Origin of the sequence: Serratia sp. CY47280 (assembly GCF_052168655.1) — a bacterium.
GTDB classification, from domain to species: Bacteria; Pseudomonadota; Gammaproteobacteria; order Enterobacterales; family Enterobacteriaceae; genus Serratia; species Serratia bockelmannii.
This window is the reverse complement of sequence record NZ_JBJNMG010000002.1, coordinates 359,506-381,832: the sequence shown is the minus strand read 5'-3', so window position 1 is coordinate 381,832 and position 22,327 is coordinate 359,506. Positions and strand designations below refer to the sequence as shown.

Sequence of the window (22,327 nt, the reverse complement as noted above, 5' to 3'; positions counted from 1 at the left end):
GCCTTACCAATGCTGGTCCAGATAACGGGCCAGCAACCCCAGGCACAGCAGCCAGAGTAAAATGATCATCGCCGCCGCCATGCGGCCGGTGGGGTTGTCGACGCGTTTTTGCGCCTTCTCGCGCAGCTCGGCCATCAGCGGCTTGGGGATCAGGCGAACCGCCAGCATGATGCCCAACGGCACGATGATCACATCGTCCAGATAGCCCAACACCGGAATAAAATCCGGGATCAGATCGATCGGCGAGATCGCATAGCCGGCCACCAGCAGCGCGATCAGCTTGGCGTACCACGGGGTGCGCTTATCACGGGCGGCCAGCCACAGCGCGTAAATATCGCGCTTGATGCCTTTGGCCCAACGGCGCAGCCAGCCGAACCACGGCGTGCGTTTTTTCAGTGAAATCATGATTACTTCATATAAGAACGTAAAACGGTCATCAATTGCTCGATGTCCTGCTCGCGCTGCTGCGGCGTAGCGTCCGCGGCAGCCAGATGTTCGCGCACATGCCCTTCCAGCACCTGCGCCATCAAACCGTTGACCGCGCCGCGCACCGCCGCGATCTGCTGCAGAACAGCCGAACATTCGCCGCCGCTCTCCAGCGCACGTTCCAGCGCTTCGGCCTGCCCTTTAATGCGGCGCACCCGCGCCAACAGCTTCTTTTGATCTCTGTGGGTATGGCTCATCATTTCCGCCTGATTGTTATTTACTATACTGGGGTATAGTATATTTCAGCACACTATCTTTTGCTGAGGAACTTCACCATGACGTCTCACGCGCCCGTTTTGCACCGCGAACACAGCCACGTTTTTGACGATGGTAACCCATTGGCCGAAAGAAACACCAGATGGGCGGTGATACTCACCGCCAGTATGATGGCTATCGAGATCGCCGGCGGCTGGCTGTTTAACTCGATGGCGCTGCTGGCCGACGGCTGGCACATGAGTTCACACGCGCTGGCGCTGGGCCTGTCAGTGCTGGCTTACGGCGCCGCACGCCGGCTGGCCAAGGATCGCCGCTTTAGCCTCGGCACCTGGAAGATCGAAGTGCTGGCCGGTTACACCAGCGCGGTGTTGTTGGTGCTGGTGGCGGCGCTGATGCTGTTTCAGTCTGGGCAGCGGCTGCTGAATCCCAGCCCGATTCATTACAACGAAGCCATCGCCATCGGCGCGATCGGGCTGGCCGTCAACCTGCTCTGCGCCTGGCTGTTGCGCGGTGGCGGCCATCATCATCATCACGGGGATGACCACGACGACACTCATCATGACCTCAACCTGCGTTCCGCCTATGTTCACGTGCTCGCCGACGCCGCCACCTCGGTACTGGCGCTCATCGCGCTGTTCGGCGGTAAGCTTTGGGGCGCCGCCTGGCTCGATCCGCTGATGGGCATCGTCGGCGCGGTGATGGTGGCCGCCTGGGCCTATAGCCTGATGCGCGATAGCGGAAAGATTTTGCTGGATGCCGAAATGGACGCCCCCGTGGCGCAAGACATCCGCCAGGCCCTGGCCGCTTCCGGCCACGCGCTCACGCTGACCGATCTGCATGTAGGCCGCATCGGCAAAGGAAAATATCATTGCGTCCTCGCCCTGAGCAGCGCCGATCGCGCCCTCACCGCCGATCGGGTGCGCCAACTGTTGGCCACGCATCCCGAACTGGTGCATGTCACTGTCGAGATCAACCGTCCGCCGTTGGCGCAAGGGGTTGTATTGTTCCACCGAAAAGATCTAGCTTAAGGGTCCGCGTTTATCGACAACTGGGAGTCATTATGGCTTTTCGTTTGTACAGCAACGATCTGCAGGACGGCGGCACAATGCCGCAGACGCAGGTCTTCAACGGCATGGGCTACCACGGCGATAACCTGTCGCCGCACCTGGCCTGGGACGGCGTGCCCGCCGGCACCAAGAGCTTCGTCGTCACCCTGTACGATCCCGATGCCCCGACCGGCTCTGGCTGGTGGCACTGGGTGGTGGCCAATATTCCGGCCGACGTGCGTGAGCTGCCGCAGGGCGCAGGCTCCGGTAAAGCGCCGCTGCCGAGCGCCGCGCTGCAAACCCGTACCGACTTCGGCTCGACCGGTTACGGCGGCGCAGCGCCGCCGAATGGCGAAAGCCACCGCTATCAGTTCACCGTGCATGCGCTGGACGTAGAAAGCATTGAGGTGGATGAAGGTTCCAGCGGCGCGCTGGTGGGCTTTAACGTGCATTTCCACAGCCTCGGCAGTGCTACGCTGACAGTGATGTTCAACTGATCTCCCACCCATAAAAAAGCGCGGCTCAACCGAACCGCGCTTTTTCCATACTCGTCTGACCGCCGAATTACTTCGCCAGCACGCTGACCCACATCGGGCCTTTGCCCACCGGATAACGTGCCAGCGTGGTCAGCTCGCCGCTGGCCTGGTCAATTTCATGCACCGCGATGTGATCGGACTTCTGGCCGGACGAAATCACGAAGCGGCCGCTGTGATCGATATTGAAACCGCGCGGCTGCGTTTCGGTCGGATAATAGCCGACCACGCTCAGCGTGCCGCCGTCTTCGGAAACGCTGAAGAGGGTCAGAATGCTGGCGGTGCGATCGCTGGTGTACAGGAAACGGCCGTTCGGCGTGATATGAATGTCCGCCGCCCAGCGGGTGCCGTCGAAGTCGGCCGGCATGATATCCAGCGTCTGCGTCACGGTGTATTTGCCGCCGTTTTCCGAAATGGCCAGCACGTCCACCGTGCCGTTCAGCTCATTGACACAGTAGGCGAACTTGTCGTTGTGGTGGAATGCCATATGGCGCGGACCGGCGCCGGCGGCGATATCCACCGCCTCCTGCACGTGCGGCGTCAGCTGGCCCGCCAGGCTCAGGTTGAACAGGCGGATGCGGTCCTCTTTCAGACACGGCACCAGCACCAGTTGGTTGGTCGGGTCGATGTTCGCCGAGTGCGGCGCGTTCAGGCCGTCAATCTGCTGAATAGGCGCCGTCACCACGCCGTCGTGGCCGATCGGGCTGATGCTGGCGCAGTTGCCGCTGTAGGAGGCGGAGAACAGGTAACGCCCCTGCAGATCGGTGGAGATATGGGTCGGGCTGCCCGGCAACGGCGCCATGCCCGCCTGCTGCAGCGTGCCGTCCGCCTCGATGCGGTAGCTGACGATGCCGAACGCCGGACGCACGCCGACGTACAGGTGGGTCTTGTCCGGATGAAGGGTCATCGGCTGCACCTGGCCCGGCACGTCAACGGTTTGCAGCAGCGCCAGCGCGCCGGCGTCGTCCAACTGCCAGACGTGGATCTGCTGGCTCTCCGGGCTGGCGACATAAACGATTTGCTTCATGTGTTCTCCTTGCAAAGGGTAAAAGAGGAACCGGTTTCAGGCCGTTCGATTGCTCCTAGCTTACCGCACATCCGTCGCATGGCAACCCTGCTTAGCACCGGATGTTCACGCGGTTTTCTCCGTTGGCTATCCGGTGTACCATCGGATTAATTTTATGGCTAACGATAACGAGAACCCTATGAGCTACCGCGTCATCGCCCTCGATCTTGACGGCACCCTGCTGGACAATCAAAAACGCATCTTACCGCAGTCGCTGGAAGCGCTTGCGCAGGCGCGCGCCGCCGGCGTCCAGGTGGTGGTGGTCACCGGCCGCCATCACGTCGCCATCCATCCGTTCTACCAGGCGCTGCAGATAGACACGCCGGCCATCTGCTGCAACGGCACCTACCTGTATGATTTTCAGCAGAAAAAGGTGCTGGCCGCCGATCCGCTGGCGAAAGATCAGGCCAAGCAGGTGCTGCAGATGCTCAAACAGACCGACATTCACGGGCTGATGTACGTTGACGACGCCATGCTGTATCAGGAACCGAGCGGCCACGTGACCCGCTCGCTGGCCTGGGCCGAAACCCTGCCGGCGGCACAGCGCCCAACGCTGCTGCAGGTCGGCAGCCTGGCGCAGGCGGCCGACGACGCGCAGGCGATCTGGAAATTCGCCACCTCGCACGCCGATATTCCGGCGCTGCGCGAGTTTGCCGACACGGTGGAGAAAGAGCTGGGGCTAGCGTGCGAATGGTCCTGGCACGATCAGGTGGATATCGCCAAAGGCGGCAACAGCAAAGGCAAGCGCCTGCGCCAATGGGTGGAATCGCAGGGACTGAGCATGGATCAGGTGGTGGCGTTCGGCGACAACTACAATGATATCAGCATGCTGGAAGCGGTCGGTTTGGGCGTGGCGATGGGCAACGCCGATGACGCGATCAAGGAACGCGCCGATCTGGTGATCGCCGATAACCTGCAGCCGGGCATCGCCGAGGTGATCCGCACCCGCGTACTCTAGTCTTTTCGCCCTCCCGCCGGGAGGGCCTGTCTTAGCGGCTCTCGCGGCTGATCGACACGCTCTTCACCTGCGCGTACAGCCACTGCCCGGGGCGGATCGCCAGTTCGTCTCGCGCCCACGGCGTGATGCGCGCCCACAGCACGTGTTCCCCGACCGCCAGCTTCACTTCCACCTGCCCGCCCACATCCAGACACTCGCTGACCTTGGCCGGCAACACGTTGCGAATGCTGCTGTTGACCGGCGGTTGCAGCACCAGCGAGACGTCGGCGGCATTGATGCGAATGCGCAGCTGAGTGCCCAGTTCGGCGTCGATGCCGCTGACCCACAGCCGCTGATCGCCGAGCGCCAGCGCGGTCATGGCATAGCGTTGATGATGCTCAATCACGCTGACGCGCAGCACGCTGCTCTGATCTTCACGCTGCAGCCACGGCCGCAGCGCGCTGCTGGCCCAGACGGCTTCCAGCCCGCCGAACGCGCGCACCTCGCCGCGATCCAGCACCATCACCTGCTCGGCCAGACGCAGGATCTCGTCCAGGCTGTGGCTGACGTAGAGGATAGGGATGTTGACGTCCTGCGCCAGCCGCTCCAGATACGGCAGCAGCTCGCGTTTGCGCGGCAGATCGAGCGAGGCCAGCGGTTCGTCCATCAGCAGCAGTTCCGGCGCGGTCAGCAGCGCGCGGCCGATCGCCACCCGCTGTTTTTCACCGCCGGAGAGCGTCAGCGGCAGCCGATTGAGCAGCGGCCCGATGCCCAACAGCTCGACAATGGTATTGAACTGCGCGCGCATGCCGGCCGCCATGCCGTACTGCAGGTTGCCGCGCACCCGATAATGCGGGAACAGGCGCGCATCCTGAAATACATAGCCGATACGGCGCTTTTCCGGCGGCAGGCAGAGACCGGTGGCGGTATCCACCAGCGTGCGGCCATTGAGCGCGATGCGCCCCTGTTGCAAACGGGTCAGGCCGCCGATGGCGTTGATCAGGGAAGTTTTGCCCGCGCCGGACAGGCCGAAAATCGCGGTGATGCCCTGCGCCGGCAAATCGGCGCGGACGTTGAGATTAAGGTCGCCCAGCTGCTGCGAGAAATCCAGCTCCAGCATTTACACCCCCATCCGTTTGCGGCCCCAGCGGGCCAGCCATTCGGACACCATCAGGGAAGCCAGCGACAGCACGATGGCGATCACGCACAGACGCGCGGCGGCGGCTTCCGCCCCCGGCGTTTCGATCAGCGTATACATCGCCAGCGGAATGGTGCGGGTTTCACCGGGAATGTTGGAGACAAAGGTGATGGTGGCGCCGAACTCCCCCAGCGAACGGGCAAAGGCCAGCACCACGCCGACAATGACGCCGGGCAGCGACAGCGGCAGCGTGATGGTGAAAAACACCCGCCACGGGTTGGCGCCCAGCGTGCGCGCCGCCTGCTCCAGCCGGGTATCCACCGCCTCCAGCGCCAGCCGGATGGCGCGCACCATCAGCGGAAACGCCACCACCGCCGACGCCAGCGCGGCGCCGCGCCAGCTAAAGCTGAAGCTGAAGCCGAACCAGTCGTACAGCCACTCGCCGATGACGCCGCGCCGCCCCATGGCGATCAGCAGCAAATAGCCGACCACCACCGGCGGCAGCACCAGGGGCAGGTGAATGACGCCGTCCAGCAGCGCCTTGCCGGGAAAGCGGCAACGCACCAGCACCCAGGCCATCAGAATGCCGAACGGCAGGCTGCAGACCACCGCCAAACCGGAGACTTTCAGGCTCAGCTCAACCGCCTGCCACTCGTACTCACTCAGGATCATTTACGCGGGGTGAATCCATAATGTTCAAAAATAGCGGCCGCTTCCGGGCCCTTCAGATAGGTATAGAAAGCGCTGACCGTCGGATTTTGACGATCTTTCACCATCGCCATCGGATATTCAACCGGTTTGTGGCTGTCTTCCGGGAACACGCCTACCACTTTCACCTTGTCGCTGGCGACCGCGTCGGAGCCGTAGACGATGCCGAGCGGCGCTTCACCGCGCTCCACCAGCGCCATCGCGCTGCGCACGTTGTTGGCGCGCGCCAGTTTCGGCTCCAGCACGCTCCAGGCGCCCAGATGCTCCAGCGCCTCTTTGGCGTAGATGCCGGCCGGCACGTGATCCGGATCGCCTACCGCCAGGCGGCCGCCGCTGAGCAACTTGGCCCAGTCGGTCTGCTTGTCGATGGCGATCTTGTCTTGTTTATCGCTCTTGGCGGCGATCAGCACCAGCTCGTTGCCCAGCAGCGTGTAACGGGTGTCTTTCACCATCTGCTGCTTGTCGATGGCGTAATCCATCCACTGCTGATCGGCGGAGATGAACAGATCGGCCGGGGCGCCCTGCTCAATTTGGCGCGCCAGCGTAGAAGACGACGCGAAGGAGGAAACCACCTGCACGTCCTTGCCTTTTTGATATTGGGTGGCGATGTCCTGCAGCGCGTTGGTCAGCGACGCGGCGGCGAACACGGTGATCTTTTCCGCCGCCGAGGCCTGAGCCACCAGGCCCGATGCCAACACGATCCCGCCAACCCATTGGGTCCATTGCTGTTTCATTGTTTTTCTCCGCAAGTTAACGTGCATTATCACTCTTCGTTATATAAAAAATAATATAACGTGGCGCGAAAGCTTGTCATGCGGTTTATCGGCAAAGCGTGAGATAACTTGAGGAATGCCCGCCGGGCGATGCCGACGGGTATCGGGATAGGGAACGGTCAGTGCTGGGTGCGGTTTTCTTTCGAACGGCCCACTTTGGAGAAGACGTTGAACACTTCGCCAAAACCGTAGATCAGACCGAGAATGAGCGCCATGACCACCGGCACCATCACCACGGCGAATAACAGACTTTTCAATAATTCCAACATGATAGCCTCGCTTAACTGCCCATTGAGCGGCAAATGCCTTTCACCGCATATCGGGTTATTCTAACCCAAAAAAATCGCTAAAACCGGAGTTATTTTAGCCAGCGAGGCGAAATTGTGATCGGCCAAACGTGCCCTTTTGACCGATCTCATCCTGCCGCGGGGTAATAGATCAGCGGCGGCGCATAGCCGTCGGGCGCCGCCAGCCGGGCCTCCACCCCGTATACCGCGCGAATGTGCTCCGGCGTCAGCGCCTGCTGCGGCGTGCCCGCCGCACAGATCCCGCCCCGCTGCAGCAGCGCGACCCGATCGCAATAACAGGCCGCCAGATTCAGATCGTGCAGCGTCACCACCACGCTGAGCTTCAGCCGCCGCAGCAATGCCATAAACTGCTGCTGATGAGCGATATCCAGGTGGTTGGCGGGTTCGTCCAGCAGCAGCCACGGCGTTTGCTGCGCCAGCGCGCGCGCCAGGTGCACCCGCTGCTGTTCACCGCCGGACAGCCGCTGCCAATCGCGATCGGCCAGGTGGCTGATGCCCACCTGCTCCATCGCCTGCCCGGCGAGGCGGCGATCCTCGGTACCAAAACCGCGCCAGCGGCCGATATGGGCCAGACGCCCCAACAATACCGCCTCCTTCACCGGCAGCGCGAAGGTGCCGGGGGCGGATTGCTCGAGAAAAGCGATGCGCCTGGCGCGTTCCCGCCCGGTAAACGCGGCGATCTCGCGCCCTTCCAGCCAAACGCGGCCGCCGGCGGCGGGCTGCAGCCCGGCCAACAGCTTGAGCAGCGTGGATTTACCGCTGCCGTTGACGCCGAGCACGCCGGTGATCTCACCGGGCAAGGCGCAGAAACTGAGGTTTTCCAGCACCGTGCGCGCGCCCACTCGCCAACTTACCCCCTCGGCGCACAGACCGGATTGCGTTTTTTCAACCGTCATGCATTGACCTTCCGATACAGCAACAGCAGGAATACCGGCACTCCCAATAGCGCCGTCAACACGCCGACCGGCAGTTCACGCGGGGCAAACAGCGTTCTGGCCAGCGTGTCCGCCGCCACGGCGAACAAAGCGCCGCACAGCGCGCTGGCCGGCAACAGCTGACGATGCCGCGAGCCGACCAGCCGCCGGGCGACGTGCGGCACCGTCAACCCGATAAACCCCACCGCGCCGCTGAACGCGACGATCGTCGCCGTTAGCGCGGTGGTCGCCACATACAGCAGCAGCTTCAGCGGGGCCACCGCCACCCCCAGCGAAGCGGCGGTCACGCCGCCGAACGCCAGCGCGTCCAGCTCACCCGCCCGCAGCCAGCAAAGCAGCAGCGTCGCCGCCAGCGCCAGCCCGCACAGCCCGACCTGTGGCCAGCGCGCGTCGCTGAACGATCCCAGCAGCCAGAACATCACGCCGCGCGTGGCGTTGGCGTCTGCCTGCCAGAGGGTGATCAGCGAAGTCAGTGCGGAGAGCAGTTGCGTCACCGCCACCCCGGCCAGAATAAACAGCGTGGACTCCCCCTGCAGCGAACGCCCGGCCAGCAACATCACCAGCGCAAACGCCCCCAGCGCGCCGCTAAACGCCCCGCCGGACACCGACAGCAGGCCGCCCCCCAGCCCCAATACCAGCACCGTCACCGCCCCCACGCCCGCGCCGGAGGAGATCCCCAGCACCCAGGGATCGGCCAGCGGGTTGCGGGTCAGCGACTGCAGCACGGTGCCCGCCAGCGCCAGCCCGGCGCCGGCCAGCGCCGCCAGCAGCGCGCGCGGCATCCGCAGCGACCAGATGATGCGCTGATACACCTCGGCATCGGTCTGCGCACCGCCGCTAACGCCGAGCACGATGCGCCAGGCGTCGTGCCACGCGATCGGCGCAGGCCCCGACAAGGTGGCGCTCAGCAGGGCCATCGGCAGCGCCGCCGCCAGCAACAGCAGCCAGCCGGCCTCACGGCCGGGCAGTAACCGCCGGCTCATGCTATTTCCAGCCTGCGATCACATAGTCGTCCAACAGCTGCCACACCGTCCCCGCCTCGCTGAAACCGGCCTGCCTAAGGGCCGCGAGCTGGAAATCCACCGGCGTCGGCGGCGGCACCGGGCGGCCGGCGAACAGCGCCTCACGCTCGGCCTGATAAGCGGCCAACGCCGGTAATTGCAGCGCGCCGGCGAACCAGCGATCCCAATCCTCGACGCCGTTGTACCAGGCGCGTTGCTGGGTCTGCTCATCGTGCCGCTCGGCCAACGCCTTCAGCCGTGGCTGACGGTGGTCATAGCGCTGATGATCGGCATTGAGGAATACACCGCCGTCGGCCAACAGCCCGGCGACGTTGCGGTACAGCGCCAGTTGCTGCTCCGGCATCAGCCAGTGCAGCGCCGTGCTGGACACCGCCGCCTGCGGCGCGGGGCCGGACAGCGCGGAAAAACAGGCAGGATCCGCCAGATCGGCCTGCAGAATGCGGATCCGATCGCCATACTCCGCCAGTGCGCCGCGCGCCACCGCCAGCAGCAACGGATCGAGATCGATGGCGGTTACCCTGGCCTGCGGAAAGCGCTGCAAAATGCGCAGGCTCAGCGATCCCGGGCCACAGGCTAGATCCACCACGTGAAAATCCTGGCCGGCGGCCAGCGCCAGCACCTCCAGCTGGGCGTTAAAACGCGCTTCCCGCTCGGCGATGTAGGCCGCCTGCTGGCGATCCCAGGAGTCCAGCAGCGAAGATAATGAAACGGCAGTCATATCAAGGTTCCTTGTTGGAAAAAGTCGCAGCCTGCGGCGGCAAGGCCGCCAGGCCTCGAATCAAACGGCCCAGCGCCGCCACGGTGCGGGCGGAAGGGTCCATGTCGTAACCGGGGAGGATCACGTAGCGCCGCTGACGCACGGCGCGCAGCGTAGCGGTCAGCGGGTGATGCTCCAGAAAGGCGATCTTGTCGGCCGCGCTGTCGCCGAAGCCGCCGCGCGGCAGATCGCCAAGCACGATCGCATCCGGATCGCGGGCGGCGATAACCTCCCAGGATACCGTCGGCCACAGCTCGGGCAGATCGCCGAACAGGTTCTCGCTGCCGACGCTTCGGCTCAGCAAACCTGGTGCGCCGCAGCAGCCCGCCACGTAGGGCGTCTGCGTGCCGGCATACCACCACAGCAGACGTAAATGCGGCAGCGGCGCGCGCTGCGCCTCAAACGCCTGGAGTTGCCCACGTAGCCGCGCGATCAGCGCTTCACCGCCGCGGCTGACGTTGAAAATGCGCGCCAGCTCCCGCAGCTCGGAGAAGATGTCTTCAAACGTCAGCGCGGCGGCGATCGCGCTTTGCTGGCCGCTGCAGGCGCCGGGGGAGAGGTAAGTGCCGATGCCCCATTCCTCCAGCCGCGCCCGATCGGGCGTTTCCGGGCTGTGCAGCCAGTAATAGCTGGCCGAATAGACAAAATCCGGCCGCATCAGCAGCAACGCTTCCGCAGTGGGCGGCGCCGGGCTGGCGGGCGCCCGCAGCGCATCGGCCGGCGCCGTCGGCGCGGGATCGCGCGCGCGGTCATACCCGACCACGCCGATCGCACGGCCAGCCAGCCCCAGCGCCAGCAGGTTTTCCAACGCCGGGTTGGCGTAAACCAGCACCCGCTGCGGTGGCTGCGGATAATCGCGCGTTACCCCGCAATTTTGCAGGCCGACGGCCTCAGCGTGCCACGGCACGCCCCCGCCCAATCCCAGGGCGCACAACAACGGATAAAGCGATCGTTTCACGCCGTCAGAACCTGACCGACACGAAGGTTTCATAGCTGCGCGGCGGCGCGATCAGCGCCTGATCCGGGTAGGTGCGCTGATAGGCGTACAGCTGGTTGGTGGCGTTGCGAATGCGAAAACCGACATCGACGATCGGCGTCAGCTGATAGTCCGCCGCCAGATCGAGCGTGGTATACGCGCGCATCTTGCGCTGGTTGGCGTCGTCGTTATAACTGCTGCCGACGTAGCGCAGCGAAGAAGCCAGCCCCAGGCGCGCCGTCGCCTGATAATGCACGCTGAGGTTGGCGGTCCAGTCCGGGATATAGGCCGGGCGATTGCCGTTGTAGCTGCGCAGCGGGCTACCGCCGCGATAGTCGTCGTAGCGGGCGTGCGTGTAGGCGGCATTGCCGGCCAGCTCCCAACGATCGTCGGGACGCAGCACCACGCCAAGCTCGATGCCACGCGACGTCTGCCTGCCTACCGCGTTCAACGCATCCGGCCGCTGCGCGTCGGGCACAAACAGGTTGTCCTTGCGCAGTTCGTACAGCGCCAGCGTCGCCTCGCCCTTGTTCCCCCAGAACTGCCCTTTGGCGCCGGCCTCCCACTGGCGCGCTCGCGTCAGCGGCAGATCGGTCTGCGTTGGGCTGAGGAAGAACAGATCGTTGCCCGGCTCCTGACCGGTGGTGTAGTTGGCGTAGAGCGTGAGGTTATCGGTCAATGCATAGCTGGGGCCCAGGCTCCAGGTGCTGAAAACATAAGTGTGGGCGCGGCTCTCTTCCTGCGGCCCCTGGAAGCGCCAGTCCATGTTCATATGGTTATAGCGCAGCTGGCCCAGCAGCGCTAAACGCTCGGTCAGGCTGAAGCGGTCTTCAAGAAAGGCGGCGTACTGATTCTGGGTGACGTGGCGCACCGGCGCACGCTGGCTGGCGGTGCCCTGAGCGAACGGCTCTCTGGGCGGCGCGCCGAGCGGTACGTCTTCGGAGCCAGGGAAACCGTTCGAGTAGTACTGAAAATGCCGCTTACTCAGATCGAAGCCGAACAGCAACCGGTTATCGAAACCGGCGATCGCCCGATCGAACACCAGCGAACTGCGGTTGCCGATCAGATCGTCGTCGTGCGCCAGGGCGCCAAAGGAGTCGCGGTTGACGTCGCCGGGCCGGGCCGCCGCCGCGACGCGGAAACGCTCGACGTTGCGCCATTCGCGAAAGCCGCTGTAGTAATAGAATTGGTTATGCCACTCCACTTCGGGCGTCATAAACCAGTCCAGACTGGCCTGAAATGCGGTGGCGTTGCTCTGGATGCGGCTGTCGGTCAGGTTGTTGTAATTGATGTCACGCAGCTCGCCGGCAATGCGCCCGTCCAGCAGCGGCGTGCCGTAGTAAGGGTTGTTGGTGCGGTTGAGCATGCGGTCCAGGCTCAGCGTCAGCAGCGCATCGTCCGTCAATTTAAACAGCAGCGAGCCGGATACCCGCTTCTGCCGATCGCGTTCATACTGCACGTTGCTGCCGCTGTCGTTGCCGCTGACGTCCAACCGGTACGCCATCACATCGTCCATCAGCGCGCCGCCGGCACCCAGATGCAAACGCTGGCTGCGGTAGCTGCCGAGGCCATAATCGAGCTCGAACGGCTGCCGTTTGAAGGTCGGCCGCCGCGAGATCAGGTTGACGCTGCCGCCTGCGGCGCTCAGCCCGTTCAAGGCCGACCCCGGCCCACGCAGCACCTCGATGCTGTCGTAATGCGCCGGATCGCCCAGTTGCAGCGTACTGCCGGGCATCTCTACGCCGTTATACAGCCAGGCGATCGGCCGAAAACCGCGTGCGGAAAAGTTGTTGGACAACGTTGGCGAAGCGACGCCGGACAGACCGGTAGCGTGCTCGACGGCGGCGGCCAGCGAACGATCGCCCCGCTGTTGGATCGCCCGCGCGCTGATAATATCGACGCTGCGCGGCGTCTCCCGAGCGGTCAGCCCGATCTGCGAAGCGCTGCGGCTCACGGCGTTCAACGCATCGTAACGCCCGGCGGGGGCCGCCGCCTCCACGGTGAGCTGTTCTTCACACCCCGTGGCATTGCGGGCTTTATCGCAGTCGGCGGCGAAAGCCAGCGGCGCTGTCAGTGCGCCGCCGATCCATGCGGCGGCAAGACATAAAGATTTTTTGGGCGTGCCAAGACGCCGGCGTGTCGTACTCATGTGGAGCATCCCTGTGGTGAAATAAAAACCGGCCGCAGCCGGCGTAAAGCCTTATCGTTTTTCTGTTATGTTATATTATAACAATATTACAATACCAGTCTTTATTGCCCCACTCTCCCACGCACGGCGTTTGGCGCTTTGCCGCCAAATCGGCGACAATACGGTTTTTGCCGTCGACAGGATGCGCTATGCAGGCCGAAATTCTTCTGACTCTCAAACTCCAGCAAAAGCTGTTCGCCGATCCGCGCCGCATCGCGCTGCTGAAACAGGTGCAGCACACCGGCTCCATCAGCCAGGGCGCCAAACTGGCGGGCATCAGCTACAAAAGCGCCTGGGACGCCATCAATGAGATGAACCAACTGGCGGAACACACGGTGGTGGACCGCGCCACCGGCGGCAAAGGCGGCGGCGGCGCGCAGCTGACGCACTACGGCCAACGGTTGATCCAGCTGTATGACCTGCTGGGCCAGGTGCAGCAAAAGGCCTTCGACGTGTTGCAGCAGGACGATCTGCCGCTCGACAGCCTGCTGGCGGCCATCTCGCGCTTCTCGCTGCAAACCAGCGCGCGCAATCAGTTCTTCGGCACCGTGATCGAACGCGATCATCAGCAGGTGCAGCAGCACCTGGCGATTTTGTTGAACGACGGCACCACTCGCCTGACGGCGGCCATCACCCAGCAAAGCGCCGACCGGCTGCAGCTGGTGCCCGGCAAAGAGGTGCTGGCGCTGATCAAAGCGCCCTGGGTGCGGTTAAGCATCGAGACGGGGGAGCATACCGGTGCGGATAACGCGCTGGCGGGCGTGGTAGCCGGCATTCAGCCGGGGGCCGAACACAGCGAGGTGCTGGTGACGCTGGCCGGGGGCGAAACCCTGTGCGCCACCCTGACGACGGCGGAGTTACAGCGCCTGCAGCTGAGCGTCGGTACCGCCGTACACGCCCTGTTCAACGCCGACCACGTGATTGTCGCCACGTTGTGTTAAGCGCAACGTAACGTTGCGTTTTTGCTGATTGACATCACCGTGCAATGCGCCTATTTCTAAGGCAAATAATTGCAAAAAAAGGAACAGGTGATGTCGTCGTTGCACATTTCGCAAGGTTCATTCCGCTTAAGCGATACCCGTACCCTGACGCTGGATGCACTGGCGATCCAGGCCGGCGACAGCTGGGCCTTCGTCGGCGCCAACGGCAGCGGCAAATCCGCCCTGGCGCGCGCGCTGGCCGACGAACTGGTTCTGCTGAGCGGTGAACGCCGCAGCGACTTTCAGCATGCGGTGCGCATCTCCTTCGAACAGCTGCAAAAAATGGTCAGCGACGAGTGGCAACGCAACAACACCGACCTGCTCAGCGCGGACGAGGACGATACCGGCCGCACCGCGGCGGAGATCATTCAGGAAGAGGTGAAAGACGCCGCGCGCTGTGAGCGGCTAGCCGCGCAGTTCGGCATCACCGCCCTGCTGACCCGCCGCTTTAAATACCTCTCCACCGGCGAAACGCGCAAGACCCTGCTGTGCCGGGCGCTGATGCCCGAGCCTGACCTGCTGATCCTCGACGAACCCTTCGACGGGCTGGACGTGCACTCGCGCGCACAGCTCGCCGCGTTGCTGAGCGAGCTTTCCTCCCAGGGCCAGACCGTGGTGCTGGTGCTCAACCGGTTCGACGAAATACCGGATTTTGTCCGGCAGGTGGGCGTGCTGGCGGACTGCACCCTAACCAGCCGCGGGCCGCGCAGCCAGGTGATGGCGGACGCGCTGGTGGCGCAGCTGGCGCACAGCGAAAACCTCAGCGGGCTGGCGCTGCCGGAAACCGAGGATCCTACGCAAAAAGTAGCCCTGCCGACGGACCGGCCGCTGATCGTCCTGCGCGACGGCGTGGTCAGCTATAACGATCGGCCGATCCTCAATCACCTCAACTGGCAGGTTAACCCCGGCGAGCACTGGCAAATCATCGGCCCGAACGGCGCCGGAAAATCCACGCTGCTCAGCTTGATCACCGGCGATCATCCACAGGGCTACAGCAACGATCTGACGCTGTTCGGCCGCCGTCGCGGCAGCGGGGAAACCATCTGGGAGATCAAGCGCCATATCGGCTACGTCAGCAGCAGTCTGCATCTGGATTATCGCGTCAACACCAGCGTGCGCAACGTGGTGCTGTCGGGGTTCTTCGATTCGATCGGCATTTATCAGGCGGTCTCGGATCGTCAGCGGCAGCTGACCGAGCAATGGCTGGCGCTGCTCGGGCTCGACGGCGCGCGCGGTGATGCCCCGTTCCATAGCCTTTCCTGGGGCCAACAGCGGCTGGCGCTGATCGCCCGTGCGCTGGTGAAACACCCGGCGCTGCTGATCCTCGACGAACCGCTGCAAGGGCTGGATCCGCTCAATCGCCAGCTGGTGCGCCGCTTCATCGACGTGCTGATCGGCCAGGGCGCCACCCAGTTGCTGTTCGTTTCGCACCATGCCGAAGACGCGCCGCAGTGCATCACTCACCGCCTCAGCTTCGTGCCCGACGGCGAGGGCGGCTACGGCTATCAACACCAGCGGCTGGAGGCGGCCTCCGCCTGAAACGCGGCGTAAACATATCCGGCAACACTTCACCGCAGCACATCACATTTGGCCTTTTATCATAGAAAGAAAGAAGGCCATTTTCTGGAGACGCCATGTCCGCTGCGTTGATTATCATCGACCTGATCGAGGATCTGATCGGGCCCAAAGGGCGCGCCAACCACTGCCGTGAACAGGTGGTGGCAACCCACCTGCTCGCTAACGTCAATGCCGCCACGGCCTATGCCCGGGTGCGAAAAATTCCGGTGATCTGGGTGCGGGTGGGATTCGCCGACGATTATCATGATATCCCGCCCCACTCGCCGTTGTTCAACCATCTCAAGCAGATCGGTGCGCTGCGGCTAAATGGCCCGGGCTGCCGCTGGGTGCCCGAACTGCATCAGGAAGAGACCGATCTGCAGTTTGAAAAAACGGCGGTTAGCGCCTTCTCCGGTAACAATTTGTTAGCCTGGCTGCGGCAACATCGGTGCCACCATTTGCTGCTGGCGGGTATCAGTACACCGCTCGCCATCGAGAGCACCGCGCGTCAGGCGCACGACGCCGGCTTTCAGGTGACCGTACTGCACGATCTGTGCGCAGCCCCTACGCAGGAGATCCACCAGCAGAGTCTGGATACCCTGCAAAACCTGGCCGAAATCACCCGTTCGCAGGCATGGATGAAAGGCTGACCCGCATCGCCGCCGATCGTGTGGGCCGGCATCATGCACGAATGCATCACTGCCCCGACCTTTAGCGTCATCCTGGTGTGCTACTATCCGCTCTAGCGCTCAATTTCGCCATCATCGCACGCCGCAAAGGCGCTGAGCGCCGTGTACATATTTTAAAGGGACATATTATGTGGGGCGTACTGGCTGCTTCGTTATTTTTCTTGCCGTTTAACCGGCTGATAGCCTGGGTGATCCTGGCCGCCTCAGCGGGTATGGGGCTTTATCATGGGGTACTGACGCCGCTCAGCCTGAGTTATCTGCTGGCGATCGTAGCGCTAGCGGGGTTGCGTCACCATTTTCGCGCGCAGCGCAATATGGCGATCGCGCTCGAAGGATTGGTGGTCGCCGGCTGCGTGGCGCTGTTCTTGCATCTGGTGCCGGGCATCCACAACCAGCTGATGATCGACGGCGAAAAAGCCGGCCCGCTCAGCGCGCCGTTCACCATGTATTACAACTTCGATAAGGCGATGGTGCCCTTCCTGCTGTTCGCCTGCTTGCCCACGCTGTTTTCCGCCGAACGCGACGGCAACGCCGGCAGAGCGGGCTGGATTGCGCTGCTGCTGGCCGTGCCGGCGCTGTTGCTGCTGGCCGTAGCGCTGGGCGGCTTAAAAATCGAGTTGCATGCGCCCGCCTGGATCCTGCCTTTCGTGATGGCGAACCTGTTCTTCGTCTGCATGGCCGAGGAAGCGCTGTTTCGTGGCTACCTGCAACAGCGCCTCAGCCAGTGGCTGGGCGCCTGGCCGGCGCTGATCGTCGCCTCCCTGGTGTTCGGCGCCGCACATTTGGCCGGCGGTACGCTGATGGTGATCTTCGCGACGCTGGCCGGGGTGATCTACGGCCTGGCGTGGATGTGGAGCGGCCGTCTGTGGGTGCCGATTCTGTTCCATTTCGGGCTTAATCTGACCCATCTGCTGTTCTTCACCTACCCGCTGTATCAGCATTCTTAACGGCTGACGCCGGCAGAGAGCCCCTTTCTGCCGGCTGGTCGGGTGAAAACGCTATCACTAGCACCTCACCGTATGACCTCAATCATGCCGCCCCCTGCTTTTCTCCGCCCGTCCAGTGCTTTTCAATGAAGTGTAAACGATTCCATTTTTCGCGTTAGATCACCTTTTTACCGTCGCGAGCGTGCTATCTTTTTGCGCAATGACTTCTCCCTGTTCAGCAACGGGCGTATTAAAACGGTAATTGGAAGCGATTACACCCTTGTCGACGCCAAGAAGGAACCGTATGACGGAATTTAACCCTATCGACCATCCGCACCGCCGCTTTAACCCGCTGAGCGGCCAGTGGGTGCTGGTCTCACCGCACCGCGCCAAGCGCCCCTGGCAGGGCCAGCAGGAGACTGTCCCCACGGAAATGCTGCCGGCGCACGATCCCGACTGTTTCCTGTGCCCGGGCAACGCGCGCGTCACCGGCGATCGCAATCCGGAATATCGCGGCACCTATGTCTTTACCAACGATTTCGCCGCGCTGATGAGCGATACGCCGCCGGCGCCCGACAGCCACGATCCGCTGATGCGCAGCCAGAGCGCGCGCGGCGTCAGCCGGGTGATCTGCTTCTCTCCCGATCACAGCAAGACTCTGCCCGAACTGACGCTGCCGGCGCTGGAGCAGGTGGTCACCACCTGGCAGGCGCAAACCGAGGAGCTGGGCAAGCACTACCCCTGGGTGCAATTGTTCGAAAACAAAGGCGCGGCGATGGGCTGCTCCAACCCGCACCCGCACGGGCAGGTCTGGGCCAACAGTTTTCTGCCGAACGAGGCCGAGCGCGAAGATCGCCTGCAACACGACTATTTCCGGGAACATGCCTCCCCGCTGCTGCTGGATTATGCGCAGCGCGAGCTGGCCGCAGGCGAACGCATCGTGGTGAACACCGAACACTGGCTGGCGGTGGTGCCCTACTGGGCCGCCTGGCCGTTTGAAACGCTGCTGCTGCCGAAAACGGCGGTGCAGCGCATCACCGATCTCAGCGCGGCACAAAGCCAAGATCTGGCGCTGGCGCTGAAGAAGCTGACCAGCCGCTACGACAACCTGTTCCAGTGTTCTTTCCCCTATTCGATGGGATGGCACGGCGCGCCGTTCAACGGCGCCGACAACCGACACTGGCAGCTGCACGCCCATTTCTATCCGCCGCTGCTGCGTTCAGCCAGCGTGCGCAAATTTATGGTCGGTTACGAGATGCTGGCGGAAACCCAGCGCGATCTGACCGCCGAACAGGCCGCAGAGCGTCTGCGCGCCGTCAGCGATATTCATTACCGTGAAGCCGGAGCCCAAGCATGAGCCTGAAACCGCTTACCCATTCCCTGTTTACCGAACACTTCGGCTACGCGCCGGCGTTGACCATCCAGGCGCCGGGGCGGGTGAATTTGATCGGCGAGCATACCGATTACAACGACGGCTTCGTGTTGCCCTGCGCCATCGATTACCAAACCGTCATCGCCTGCGCCAAGCGCGACGACCGCCAGATCCGCGTACTGGCCGCCGATTATCAGAATCAGCAGGATCAATTCTCGCTCGACGAGCCGATCGTCAACCACCCCGATCAGCGCTGGTCCGACTATGTGCGCGGCGTGGTGAAACATCTTCAGCGACGCAACCCCGATTTCGGCGGCGCGGATCTGGTGATCGCCGGCAATGTGCCGCAGGGCGCGGGGCTCAGCTCCTCCGCCGCGCTGGAAGTGGCGGTAGGCCAGGCGCTGCAGGCGCTCTATCAGCTGCCGCTGGACGGCGTGGCGCTGGCGCTGAACGGCCAGGAGGCGGAAAACCAGTTCGTCGGCTGCAACTGCGGCATCATGGACCAGCTGATCTCCGCGCTCGGCCGGCGCGACAGCGCTCTGCTGATCGACTGCCGCTCGCTGGAGACCCGTGCGGTGCCGATGCCGGACAGCGTCGCGGTGGTGATCATCAACTCCAATGTGCAGCGCGGGCTGGTGGACAGCGAGTACAACACCCGCCGCAAACAGTGTGAAGAAGCGGCTCGGTTCTTCGGCGTCAAGGCGCTGCGTGACGTCAGCCCGGAACAGTTTGAAGCACGTCAACATCAGTTGGATCCGTTGGTGGCCAAACGCGCGCGCCATGTCATCAGCGAGAATGCCCGCACGCTGGCGGCGGCCGATGCGCTGGCGGCCGGCGATCTGCAACGCATGGGCCGGCTGATGGCGGAGTCCCACGCCTCGATGCGTGACGACTTCGAAATCACCGTGGCGCCAATCGATCGGTTGGTCGAGATTGTCAAAGCGACGATCGGCTCGCGCGGTGGCGTGCGCATGACCGGCGGCGGCTTTGGCGGTTGCATCGTCGCGCTGATGCCACAGGATCTCGTGGAGACGGTGCGTGCCGCCGTGGCGCACGAGTATCCGCGGCAAACCGGCGGATTACAGGAAACGTTCTATGTCTGCCAGGCTTCACAGGGGGCCGGTACATGCTGACGATGAGCACGGCAGCGGCGCCCGATGGGGAGCCTTATCAGCTGACGCAGCTGCAAAACGCCGCCGGCATGACGGTGACGCTGATGGACTGGGGCGCCACCTGGCTGTCCGCCGTCTTGCCGCTCAAATCCGGTGAAAAACGCGAACTGCTGCTCGGCTGCCGCAGCCCGGCAGACTACCCGCGCCAGGGCGCCTATCTGGGCGCCACCGTCGGCCGTTACGCCAACCGCATCGCCAACGCCAGCCTGCCCATCGATGGGACTCCCCATGCGCTGGCCGCCAATCAGGGCGTCCACCAGCTGCACGGCGGCCCCGACGGTTTTCATGCCCGCCGCTGGCGCCGGGTCCAGCAGGATGCGCAACAGGTCTGCTATGCGCTGCACTCGGCGGAGGGCGATCAGGGTTTCCCCGGCAATCTCGACGTGCAGGTCTGCTACCGTCTGACCCCGGATAATCGTTTGGAAATCAGCTATCTGGCACAGGTCGATCGCCCCTGCCCGGTCAACCTGACCAACCACGCCTATTTCAATCTGGACGGCGCCGGCACCGACGCCCGCGCCCAACGGCTGCAGCTGTTCGCCGATCGCTATCTGCCCGTCGACGCCGAGGGCATTCCCTGCGCCGATCTGACGCCGGTGGACGACAGCGGCATGGATTTTCGTCAGCCGAAAACGCTGCTGCAGGATTTCCTGCGCGATCGCGACCAGCAGCGGGTAAAAGGCTACGATCACGCATTCTTGCTGCACCGCACCTGCGGCGCGCTGGAGAGCCCGGCAGCCCATTTGTGGTCCGCCGACGGCCAGGTGCAAATGAGCGTGTTCACCGACGCGCCTGCACTGCAACTCTACAGCGGCAATTTTCTGGCCGGCACGCCGGCGCGCGATGGCGGCAGCTACGCCAACCATGCCGGCGTTGCGCTGGAGAGCGAGTTTTTGCCGGACAGCCCGCACCATCCCGAGTGGCCGCAGCCGGACTGCTGGCTGCAACCGGGGAGTCGCTACCGCAGCGCCACGCATTATCAGTTTTATCCTATCTGACCCGCTACGCCCCTCGCCGTGCGGCCGGGGGCAATTTGTTATAAATGCTTACCTTTTAGCGCTATCCCCCTACCGGCGCCCACCTTCCCTTATTCCAAAGCGCGCACTACACTCAGGCTACCGTGATAAGCACAACGCCTTGTGCAACGTCACCATTTTCGGCCGATGGCGGCCAATCAATAGCTGAAGGAACACCTATGCGTCTGATTACTGCACTTCCATTGCTGGCGGGCTTAATGCTGAGCACCAATCTGATGGCGGCCGACGCGACGACGGCGACGAAAACGCCTTCTCCGGCGCAGGCCGCCCAACAGAAACGCATGACCGATTGCAACCAGCAGGCATCCACCAAATCGCTGAAAGGCGCCGATCGCTCCACCTTCATGAGCACCTGTCTGAAATCCGAAGGCTCCGCCGCGGCGGGCAAAACCCTGACGCCGCAGCAGCAGAAAATGAAAAGCTGCAACGCCGACGCCAAGACCAAGGATCTGAAGGGCGACGCGCGTAAAACCTTCATGAGCAACTGCCTGAAAAAATCGGCCTGATTTCCCCCACGCCACGGCGCGCCCGGAGCGATTTCGGCGCGCCGTTTCCCCCTCACAGCGCCAGCCTGAACGATTCAGCTTTTTCCTTTCGCCAGCCCTTACTTTGCGGCAAGAAATTGGCTATGGTTAGACACTATCGATTGCCGAGCCCCGGCCCGCGGCAATATAATGATTTTCGTTATCATTGAAATGTCAGATTATTAAGGAGTTAAGCTATGGCTGTAACTAAGCTGGTTCTGGTGCGTCACGGCGAAAGCCAGTGGAACCAAGAAAACCGCTTCACCGGTTGGTATGATGTTGATCTGTCCGACAAGGGCCGCACCGAAGCGAAAGCAGCAGGCAAGCTGTTGAAAGAAGAAGGTTTCACTTTCGACTTCGCTTACACCTCCGTACTGAAGCGCGCGATCCACACCCTGTGGAACATCCTCGACGAGCTGGATCAGGCCTGGTTGCCAACCGAAAAATCCTGGAAGCTGAACGAACGTCACTACGGTGCGCTGCAGGGTCTGAACAAAGCCGAAACCGCTGAAAAATACGGCGACGAGCAGGTAAAACAATGGCGTCGCGGCTTCGCGGTGACCCCACCTGAGCTGACCAAAGAAGACGAACGTTACCCTGGCCACGATCCGCGCTACGCCTCGCTGAGCGAGCAAGAGCTGCCGCTGACCGAGAGCCTGGCGCTGACCATCGATCGCGTTATCCCTTACTGGGACGAAGAGATCCTGCCACGCATCAAGAGCGGCGAACGCGTGATCGTTGCGGCGCACGGCAACTCGCTGCGCGCGCTGGTGAAATACCTGGATAACCTGAGCGAAGACGAAATCCTCGAACTGAACATCCCAACCGGCGTGCCGTTGGTGTATGAGTTCGATGAGAACTTCAAGCCAACCAAACGTTACTACCTGGGTAACGCCGACGAAATCGCTGCAAAAGCGGCCGCCGTGGCGAACCAGGGTAAAGCGAAGTAATTTCGCCCGTTAACGAAAAAGCCCCCGGTTT

Annotated in this window: 24 protein-coding genes; 12 read left to right on the top strand and 12 right to left on the bottom strand. The window is 63.0% G+C overall.

Going from position 1 to position 22,327, the window contains the following annotated elements; all coding sequences use genetic code 11:
* Positions 1–3 precede the first annotated feature (3 nt).
* Together ACJ8J4_RS11240 and ACJ8J4_RS11235 are read right to left on the bottom strand one after the other, a co-directional pair.
* Complete coding sequence (locus tag ACJ8J4_RS11240; RefSeq protein WP_025301916.1) at positions 4–405, bottom strand: YkvA family protein; 402 nt, start codon at positions 403–405, stop codon at positions 4–6.
* Between the two features lie 2 nt (positions 406–407).
* On the bottom strand, positions 408–683 hold the full coding sequence (locus ACJ8J4_RS11235; RefSeq protein WP_025301915.1) for a metal/formaldehyde-sensitive transcriptional repressor: 276 nt from the start codon (positions 681–683) through the stop codon (positions 408–410).
* Between the two features lie 78 nt (positions 684–761).
* Between ACJ8J4_RS11235 and dmeF the strand changes: the two genes are divergently transcribed.
* On the top strand, positions 762–1,730 hold the full coding sequence (gene dmeF / locus ACJ8J4_RS11230; protein ID WP_099816706.1) for a CDF family Co(II)/Ni(II) efflux transporter DmeF: 969 nt from the start codon (positions 762–764) through the stop codon (positions 1,728–1,730).
* Between the two features lie 32 nt (positions 1,731–1,762).
* Positions 1,763–2,245, top strand: coding sequence for a kinase inhibitor (locus ACJ8J4_RS11225; protein WP_099816705.1), 483 nt, complete (start codon positions 1,763–1,765; stop codon positions 2,243–2,245).
* A gap of 67 nt (positions 2,246–2,312) precedes the next feature.
* On the opposite strand, the gene pgl is transcribed toward ACJ8J4_RS11225, so the two are convergent.
* Entirely contained in the window at positions 2,313–3,308 is a 996-nt protein-coding gene (pgl, locus tag ACJ8J4_RS11220; protein ID WP_025301912.1) for a 6-phosphogluconolactonase, read from the bottom strand.
* 178 nt (positions 3,309–3,486) lie between these two features.
* Between pgl and ACJ8J4_RS11215 the strand changes: the two genes are divergently transcribed.
* Positions 3,487–4,305 (top strand): pyridoxal phosphatase, encoded by an 819-nt coding sequence (locus ACJ8J4_RS11215; protein ID WP_025160025.1) that lies wholly within the window; start codon positions 3,487–3,489, stop codon positions 4,303–4,305.
* A gap of 31 nt (positions 4,306–4,336) precedes the next feature.
* Here the strand turns inward: ACJ8J4_RS11215 and modC are convergent, their stop codons facing one another.
* From modC to ACJ8J4_RS11170, 9 genes are all read right to left on the bottom strand, one after another.
* Positions 4,337–5,404: a molybdenum ABC transporter ATP-binding protein ModC gene (gene modC, locus ACJ8J4_RS11210; RefSeq protein WP_049203786.1), complete on the bottom strand. Its 1,068-nt coding sequence runs from the start codon at positions 5,402–5,404 to the stop codon at positions 4,337–4,339.
* Positions 5,405–6,094: a molybdate ABC transporter permease subunit gene (gene modB, locus ACJ8J4_RS11205; RefSeq protein ID WP_015377003.1), complete on the bottom strand. Its 690-nt coding sequence runs from the start codon at positions 6,092–6,094 to the stop codon at positions 5,405–5,407. It abuts the gene before it with no gap.
* Complete coding sequence (gene modA / locus ACJ8J4_RS11200) at positions 6,091–6,864, bottom strand: molybdate ABC transporter substrate-binding protein (protein ID WP_197835229.1); 774 nt, start codon at positions 6,862–6,864, stop codon at positions 6,091–6,093. The genes modB and modA overlap by 4 nt, the downstream gene beginning before the upstream one ends.
* Before the next feature lie 158 nt (positions 6,865–7,022).
* Positions 7,023–7,172, bottom strand: a complete 150-nt coding sequence (locus ACJ8J4_RS11195) for an AcrZ family multidrug efflux pump-associated protein (protein ID WP_004939813.1) — start codon at positions 7,170–7,172, stop codon at positions 7,023–7,025.
* Positions 7,173–7,318: 146 nt separating this feature from the next.
* Positions 7,319–8,080 (bottom strand): ABC transporter ATP-binding protein, encoded by a 762-nt coding sequence (locus ACJ8J4_RS11190; protein ID WP_406894812.1) that lies wholly within the window; start codon positions 8,078–8,080, stop codon positions 7,319–7,321.
* Between the two features lie 23 nt (positions 8,081–8,103).
* Positions 8,104–9,129, bottom strand: coding sequence for a FecCD family ABC transporter permease (locus ACJ8J4_RS11185; RefSeq protein ID WP_089180641.1), 1,026 nt, complete (start codon positions 9,127–9,129; stop codon positions 8,104–8,106).
* A 1-nt stretch (position 9,130) separates the two neighbouring features.
* Entirely contained in the window at positions 9,131–9,886 is a 756-nt protein-coding gene (locus ACJ8J4_RS11180; RefSeq protein WP_089180640.1) for a class I SAM-dependent methyltransferase, read from the bottom strand.
* 1 nt (position 9,887) lies between these two features.
* Positions 9,888–10,883 (bottom strand): ABC transporter substrate-binding protein, encoded by a 996-nt coding sequence (locus tag ACJ8J4_RS11175; RefSeq protein ID WP_197835223.1) that lies wholly within the window; start codon positions 10,881–10,883, stop codon positions 9,888–9,890.
* A gap of 4 nt (positions 10,884–10,887) precedes the next feature.
* The gene (locus ACJ8J4_RS11170; protein ID WP_197835222.1) at positions 10,888–13,050 is read right to left on the bottom strand and encodes a TonB-dependent siderophore receptor; all 2,163 of its coding nucleotides are present in this window, start codon (positions 13,048–13,050) and stop codon (positions 10,888–10,890) included.
* 188 nt (positions 13,051–13,238) lie between these two features.
* Here ACJ8J4_RS11170 and modE point away from each other — a divergent pair, with 188 nt between their 5' ends.
* The 9 genes from modE to gpmA all read left to right on the top strand — a co-directional run bounded on the left by modE (position 13,239) and on the right by gpmA (position 22,296).
* Entirely contained in the window at positions 13,239–14,030 is a 792-nt protein-coding gene (gene modE / locus ACJ8J4_RS11165) for a molybdenum-dependent transcriptional regulator (protein WP_025301903.1), read from the top strand.
* A 90-nt stretch (positions 14,031–14,120) separates the two neighbouring features.
* Positions 14,121–15,608: a molybdate ABC transporter ATP-binding protein ModF gene (modF, locus tag ACJ8J4_RS11160; RefSeq protein ID WP_043137183.1), complete on the top strand. Its 1,488-nt coding sequence runs from the start codon at positions 14,121–14,123 to the stop codon at positions 15,606–15,608.
* A 95-nt stretch (positions 15,609–15,703) separates the two neighbouring features.
* Complete coding sequence (locus ACJ8J4_RS11155) at positions 15,704–16,276, top strand: cysteine hydrolase family protein (protein ID WP_049208980.1); 573 nt, start codon at positions 15,704–15,706, stop codon at positions 16,274–16,276.
* A 167-nt stretch (positions 16,277–16,443) separates the two neighbouring features.
* Complete coding sequence (locus tag ACJ8J4_RS11150) at positions 16,444–17,262, top strand: CPBP family intramembrane glutamic endopeptidase (RefSeq protein WP_197835219.1); 819 nt, start codon at positions 16,444–16,446, stop codon at positions 17,260–17,262.
* Positions 17,263–17,545: 283 nt separating this feature from the next.
* The gene (galT, locus tag ACJ8J4_RS11145; protein ID WP_197835217.1) at positions 17,546–18,598 is read left to right on the top strand and encodes a galactose-1-phosphate uridylyltransferase; all 1,053 of its coding nucleotides are present in this window, start codon (positions 17,546–17,548) and stop codon (positions 18,596–18,598) included.
* Positions 18,595–19,746 carry a galactokinase gene (galK, locus tag ACJ8J4_RS11140; RefSeq protein ID WP_025301898.1) on the top strand — a complete coding sequence of 384 codons (1,152 nt, stop codon included), beginning with the start codon at positions 18,595–18,597 and terminating at the stop codon, positions 19,744–19,746. The genes galT and galK overlap by 4 nt, the downstream gene beginning before the upstream one ends.
* Complete coding sequence (gene galM, locus ACJ8J4_RS11135; protein WP_025301897.1) at positions 19,740–20,783, top strand: galactose-1-epimerase; 1,044 nt, start codon at positions 19,740–19,742, stop codon at positions 20,781–20,783. Before galK ends, galM begins: the two co-directional genes overlap by 7 nt.
* Positions 20,784–20,980: 197 nt before the next feature.
* Positions 20,981–21,328: a PsiF family protein gene (locus ACJ8J4_RS11130; RefSeq protein WP_025301896.1), complete on the top strand. Its 348-nt coding sequence runs from the start codon at positions 20,981–20,983 to the stop codon at positions 21,326–21,328.
* A gap of 215 nt (positions 21,329–21,543) precedes the next feature.
* Positions 21,544–22,296, top strand: a complete 753-nt coding sequence (gpmA, locus tag ACJ8J4_RS11125) for a 2,3-diphosphoglycerate-dependent phosphoglycerate mutase (RefSeq protein ID WP_016928714.1) — start codon at positions 21,544–21,546, stop codon at positions 22,294–22,296.
* Positions 22,297–22,327: the final 31 nt, after the last annotated feature.

Bases quoted from the DNA above. Each gene is read 5' to 3' on its own strand.
- ACJ8J4_RS11180 (WP_089180640.1), bottom strand. From the start codon at position 9,886: ATGACTGCCGTTTCATTATCTTCGCTGCTGGACTCCTGGGATCGCCAG.
- ACJ8J4_RS11215 (WP_025160025.1), top strand. From the start codon at position 3,487: ATGAGCTACCGCGTCATCGCCCTCGATCTTGACGGCACCCTGCTGGAC.
- modB (WP_015377003.1), bottom strand. From the start codon at position 6,094: ATGATCCTGAGTGAGTACGAGTGGCAGGCGGTTGAGCTGAGCCTGAAA.
- ACJ8J4_RS11235 (WP_025301915.1), bottom strand. From the start codon at position 683: ATGAGCCATACCCACAGAGATCAAAAGAAGCTGTTGGCGCGGGTGCGC.
- ACJ8J4_RS11150 (WP_197835219.1), top strand. From the start codon at position 16,444: ATGTGGGGCGTACTGGCTGCTTCGTTATTTTTCTTGCCGTTTAACCGG.
- modA (WP_197835229.1), bottom strand. From the start codon at position 6,864: ATGAAACAGCAATGGACCCAATGGGTTGGCGGGATCGTGTTGGCATCG.
- galT (WP_197835217.1), top strand. From the start codon at position 17,546: ATGACGGAATTTAACCCTATCGACCATCCGCACCGCCGCTTTAACCCG.
- galK (WP_025301898.1), top strand. From the start codon at position 18,595: ATGAGCCTGAAACCGCTTACCCATTCCCTGTTTACCGAACACTTCGGC.
- modE (WP_025301903.1), top strand. From the start codon at position 13,239: ATGCAGGCCGAAATTCTTCTGACTCTCAAACTCCAGCAAAAGCTGTTC.
- modC (WP_049203786.1), bottom strand. From the start codon at position 5,404: ATGCTGGAGCTGGATTTCTCGCAGCAGCTGGGCGACCTTAATCTCAAC.
- galM (WP_025301897.1), top strand. From the start codon at position 19,740: ATGCTGACGATGAGCACGGCAGCGGCGCCCGATGGGGAGCCTTATCAG.
- ACJ8J4_RS11185 (WP_089180641.1), bottom strand. From the start codon at position 9,129: ATGAGCCGGCGGTTACTGCCCGGCCGTGAGGCCGGCTGGCTGCTGTTG.
- ACJ8J4_RS11170 (WP_197835222.1), bottom strand. From the start codon at position 13,050: ATGAGTACGACACGCCGGCGTCTTGGCACGCCCAAAAAATCTTTATGT.
- ACJ8J4_RS11130 (WP_025301896.1), top strand. From the start codon at position 20,981: ATGCGTCTGATTACTGCACTTCCATTGCTGGCGGGCTTAATGCTGAGC.
- ACJ8J4_RS11155 (WP_049208980.1), top strand. From the start codon at position 15,704: ATGTCCGCTGCGTTGATTATCATCGACCTGATCGAGGATCTGATCGGG.
- dmeF (WP_099816706.1), top strand. From the start codon at position 762: ATGACGTCTCACGCGCCCGTTTTGCACCGCGAACACAGCCACGTTTTT.
- modF (WP_043137183.1), top strand. From the start codon at position 14,121: ATGTCGTCGTTGCACATTTCGCAAGGTTCATTCCGCTTAAGCGATACC.
- pgl (WP_025301912.1), bottom strand. From the start codon at position 3,308: ATGAAGCAAATCGTTTATGTCGCCAGCCCGGAGAGCCAGCAGATCCAC.
- gpmA (WP_016928714.1), top strand. From the start codon at position 21,544: ATGGCTGTAACTAAGCTGGTTCTGGTGCGTCACGGCGAAAGCCAGTGG.
- ACJ8J4_RS11195 (WP_004939813.1), bottom strand. From the start codon at position 7,172: ATGTTGGAATTATTGAAAAGTCTGTTATTCGCCGTGGTGATGGTGCCG.
- ACJ8J4_RS11225 (WP_099816705.1), top strand. From the start codon at position 1,763: ATGGCTTTTCGTTTGTACAGCAACGATCTGCAGGACGGCGGCACAATG.
- ACJ8J4_RS11240 (WP_025301916.1), bottom strand. From the start codon at position 405: ATGATTTCACTGAAAAAACGCACGCCGTGGTTCGGCTGGCTGCGCCGT.